The organism is Pseudoalteromonas sp. Isolate3 (assembly GCF_022398505.1).
GTDB lineage: Bacteria > Pseudomonadota > Gammaproteobacteria > Enterobacterales > Alteromonadaceae > Pseudoalteromonas > Pseudoalteromonas apostichopi.
Genome location: NZ_JAKEVN010000200.1, coordinates 1 through 3,540, shown reverse-complemented (window position 1 = coordinate 3,540; position 3,540 = coordinate 1). Strand labels below are relative to the sequence as shown.

Annotated in this window: 3 protein-coding genes and 1 tRNA gene; 3 read left to right on the top strand and 1 reads right to left on the bottom strand. The window is 40.1% G+C overall.

The annotated features are described in order from the left end of the window. Window positions 1-526: 526 nt before the first annotated feature. Window positions 527-1,126, top strand: coding sequence for a Der GTPase-activating protein YihI (gene yihI, locus L1D46_RS20060; protein WP_239978124.1), 600 nt, complete (start codon window positions 527-529; stop codon window positions 1,124-1,126). Then, complete coding sequence (locus tag L1D46_RS20055; protein WP_130049869.1) at window positions 1,123-1,638, top strand: DUF2489 domain-containing protein; 516 nt, start codon at window positions 1,123-1,125, stop codon at window positions 1,636-1,638. Before yihI ends, L1D46_RS20055 begins: the two co-directional genes overlap by 4 nt. A 59-nt stretch (window positions 1,639-1,697) precedes the next feature. On the opposite strand, the gene hemN is transcribed toward L1D46_RS20055, so the two are convergent. Continuing rightward, entirely contained in the window at window positions 1,698-3,071 is a 1,374-nt protein-coding gene (gene hemN / locus L1D46_RS20050; RefSeq protein ID WP_178926534.1) for an oxygen-independent coproporphyrinogen III oxidase, read from the bottom strand. A gap of 272 nt (window positions 3,072-3,343) precedes the next feature. On the opposite strand from hemN, the gene L1D46_RS20045 reads away from it, so the two are divergent. Then, window positions 3,344-3,420 (top strand) — tRNA-Ile (locus L1D46_RS20045). Window positions 3,421-3,540 lie beyond the last annotated feature (120 nt).

Sequence of the window (3,540 nt, the reverse complement as noted above, 5' to 3'; positions counted from 1 at the left end):
AATTATATAAATTAGTTGTAACAAAATTATTAATGAGTAAATTAACCACTGTCGCTGAGACATCAAAACAACATGGACAATGTAATAAGGAAAGTGATTGCGGCAAGTCTTTAGGGGTTGACACTGGTTAGGTGTCCTAAAGGAAATAACAAAAAAGCGTCAGGATTGACCGAGAATAATAAAAGCTCATGGAAGTTTAATAATAAAAACAAAATGGAATGCTACACGGAAGGTTAAAAAAATAACAAAATGGATAAACAATAATAATAAAAATAATAAAGACTAAAAAGTCGAAGGGAGAAGTGTCCAGATAATTGGCGCTCAGATTAGTAGGCGGTAGAGATGTTTTCTCTACCGCCTTTTTATTTGTCCTGTTACAATAGCCACCGTTTGTACTAAAAGTATAAAAAGTGCGCAGTTCGTCAAGTTGACCAACCACATCCGCACATCGAATTCTTCTGGTTATGCCAGCATTACAATGCCACAAAGGCGTTGTGCACAACCTCTTAAGTGAGATGATCAAGATATGAGTAGAAAGAAAAAGTCGCGTAAAATTCCATCAAATGGTCCTGTACGTTTAAGCAAAGAAAAGCTTAAAGAAATGCGCGCGTTAAAAGAGCAGCGAGTTAAAAAGACCAAAGGCGCTAAACCAGGGTCTCGAAATGCACCTGATGTACTAAGTGCAGAAAACGCAGCAGCGAACAATCAACCGAAAGATAAGCGTGTTGGTAGTAAAAAGCCTATTTCTTTAGTTGCCCCTAAGGCCGAGCCGAAAGTTGAAATGAAACGCAACTTGAAACCAATGGTTGAGCTTAAAAAAGTGGCTGAGCCTGAATTAACGCCAGAGCAAGAGTTAGAAGCGCTAGAAAATGACGAGCGTCTACTGAAGTTGGTTGAGCGTCATGAGCGTGGCGAGTTATTAACTGGTAAAGATGCTAAGTACTTTAATAGTCGTATTGCTCGTCATCAGGCTTTATGCGAGCTATTAGGTATTGAAGATGAAGACGAGTACGAAGATGACTTTGAAGATGATTCATTCGATGAAGGTGAGTCTGACTTCGATAAGTACTTATCAGATGACTTAGCCAACGAATGGTTTGATGACGAAGGTGAGGATGAGCGATGAGCACAACCTTGATTATTGCCATAGTAATTGGTGCGGCAATTATCGCAGGGCTTGCGTTTTATGCAGGACAACTTCTTTATAAACTAAAAGAGCAAAATAAGCTTATCGCCAAGAAGCAAGCTGAGCATGAGCAAAAGCTTGCAGCATCAAAAGCAAAACGTAATGCAAAGTTAGCCGATAGCATTCATTTAATTGCCCGTGCAATGAATGAAGAGCAATGTGAGTTCTCTGAAGGCTGCTTACGCATTTGGGTGCTGATCTCTCAATACAGCTTTGCAGAAGAGTTTGAGTTAAGTGAGCGTTACCCTGGCATCTTTAAAATGTACGAAGTCGTAAAAGATATGCCAACGCACGATGCTCGAAAGAAATACTCTAAAAAAGAGGTTTTCAAAATGGACACCGTTCGCTGGCGTGCTGAAGAGCAGCATAGCGATGAGATTAAAGCAGATTGCGCCCGCATAATTGAAGAGTTTAAAGCCGCGCCAGGCAGCGAAAACGTAGTATTCAATTAAGCAGAAGTTGTGATTTAAGCAAAATAAAAAGCAGAGCCTAGGCTCTGCTTTTTGTTGGGCTAGATAACTCGTGAGAAACGAGTTTGCTTGATTTGTTGTTGTAGGTGCGCATCAAAGCACATACAAATAATACGAATAAATAAATTACCGCGGGCTGTTACTGTGATCTTATCTTGGCTAACAGTCACCAAGCCATCAGCAAGCAGTGGGTCGAGTGCTTTTAGTGCCTCACAGAAGTAGCTAGCGAAGTTGATATTAAATTGTTCTTCGATTGCTGGAATATCAAGCTCAAACTGGCAGATCAATTGTTTGATTACTGCGGCACGTAAAGTATCGTCATCAGTTAGAGCGACACCTTTACATACTGCACTGCCAAACCCTTCTTGCACAGCTTTGTAATAGTGCTTTAACTCTTTTTCGTTTTGTAAAATAGCATTGCCAATTTGCGAAATAGACGACACGCCTAAACCTAATAAGTCACACTGTCCATGCGTTGTGTACCCTTGGAAATTACGATGTAATTGACCTGCGTTTTGCGCAATTGCCAGTTCATTGTCTTTACGGGCAAAGTGGTCCATACCGATAAACTGATAACCCGCCGCTAACATCTGCTCAAGTGTATTTTTGAACATAGTGAGCTTATCGCCAGCAGATGGTAAGTCAGCGTCTTTAATCTTGCGCTGTGCTGCGAATCTATCTGGTAAGTGAGCATAGTTAAATACCGAAACGCGATCGGGGTTTAGTTCAATAAGCTGTGCAATCGTCTCTTTGAAGCTCTCAGGCGTTTGCAAAGGTAAACCGTAAATCATATCGGCATTAATAGATTTAAAGCCAAGCTCACGAGCTTCACTAATCAAGCCTTTTACAGATTGCACGCTTTGTGGACGATTAACCGCCAGTTGCACATCATCATTGAAATCTTGAATTCCAAACGAGACACGATTGAAGCCAAGCTTACGTAGGTGAACTAGCATGCCATCAGCTAAAGAACGAGGGTCAATCTCAATACCACGCTCGGCATCATCAGCAAAATTAAAGTGCTGTTCAACTAACGTCATTAAGCGGCTCATTTGTTCTGCCGATAAAAAAGTTGGCGTACCACCTCCTAAATGCAGTTGCTCAACTTTATAATCAGCAAAAAGCGTTGCTTGCTCAGCAATCTCAAGCGCTAAATTATCTAGGTATAAATCGGCTTTGGATTGATGACGTGTGATCACCTTGTTACAGCCACAGTAATAACAAAGCTGACTGCAAAAAGGGATATGGATATACAGCGATAAAGAACGGCTTTTCGACGCTGCAATCGCGTTAATCATATCTTGTTGGTTATAACCATCAGCTAAAGACAATGCCGTTGGGTAAGATGTATATCGAGGCCCAGAAATATTGTACTTGTTGATCAGAGATTGATCCCAGCTTGGTAAATTTATCACAGTCAGCACTCCGCAATTGATTGAGCGGCTATTTTAACGAGTTTACTGATCTAGCTATTTGATCTAGAACAATGTCGGAAGCTAGAAACTAATCGGCATGCTTTAAGGTTGTTGTAAAAACAAAAAGTTTACTATTTGAGCAATTGAATTAGTGATTGTTAAAATAAAGGGTTTTGCTAGTGACAAGGTTACAAAAACTTTTTATACTGCATCCCGCTTTAGTCAGTTAAACCTGCTAAACGCATCAAAAATTTAGCTTTCGCTAATACATTGGCCCCTTAGCTCAGTTGGTTAGAGCACACGACTCATAATCGTTAGGTCCCCAGTTCAAGTCTGGGAGGGGCCACCATTTTCTTTATATTAAAACTTGTAAATCAACGCTTTACACCAATCTTTAACAGTTTTGTTCCACTTTTGTTCCACCCATGTTTTTATCCTTAAAATTCAACCAAATAAAATTATTTTTAAT

Coding starts and splice junctions, on each gene's coding strand:
- yihI (WP_239978124.1), top strand. CDS start 527: ATGAGTAGAAAGAAAAAGTCGCGTAAAATTCCATCAAATGGTCCTGTA.
- L1D46_RS20055 (WP_130049869.1), top strand. CDS start 1,123: ATGAGCACAACCTTGATTATTGCCATAGTAATTGGTGCGGCAATTATC.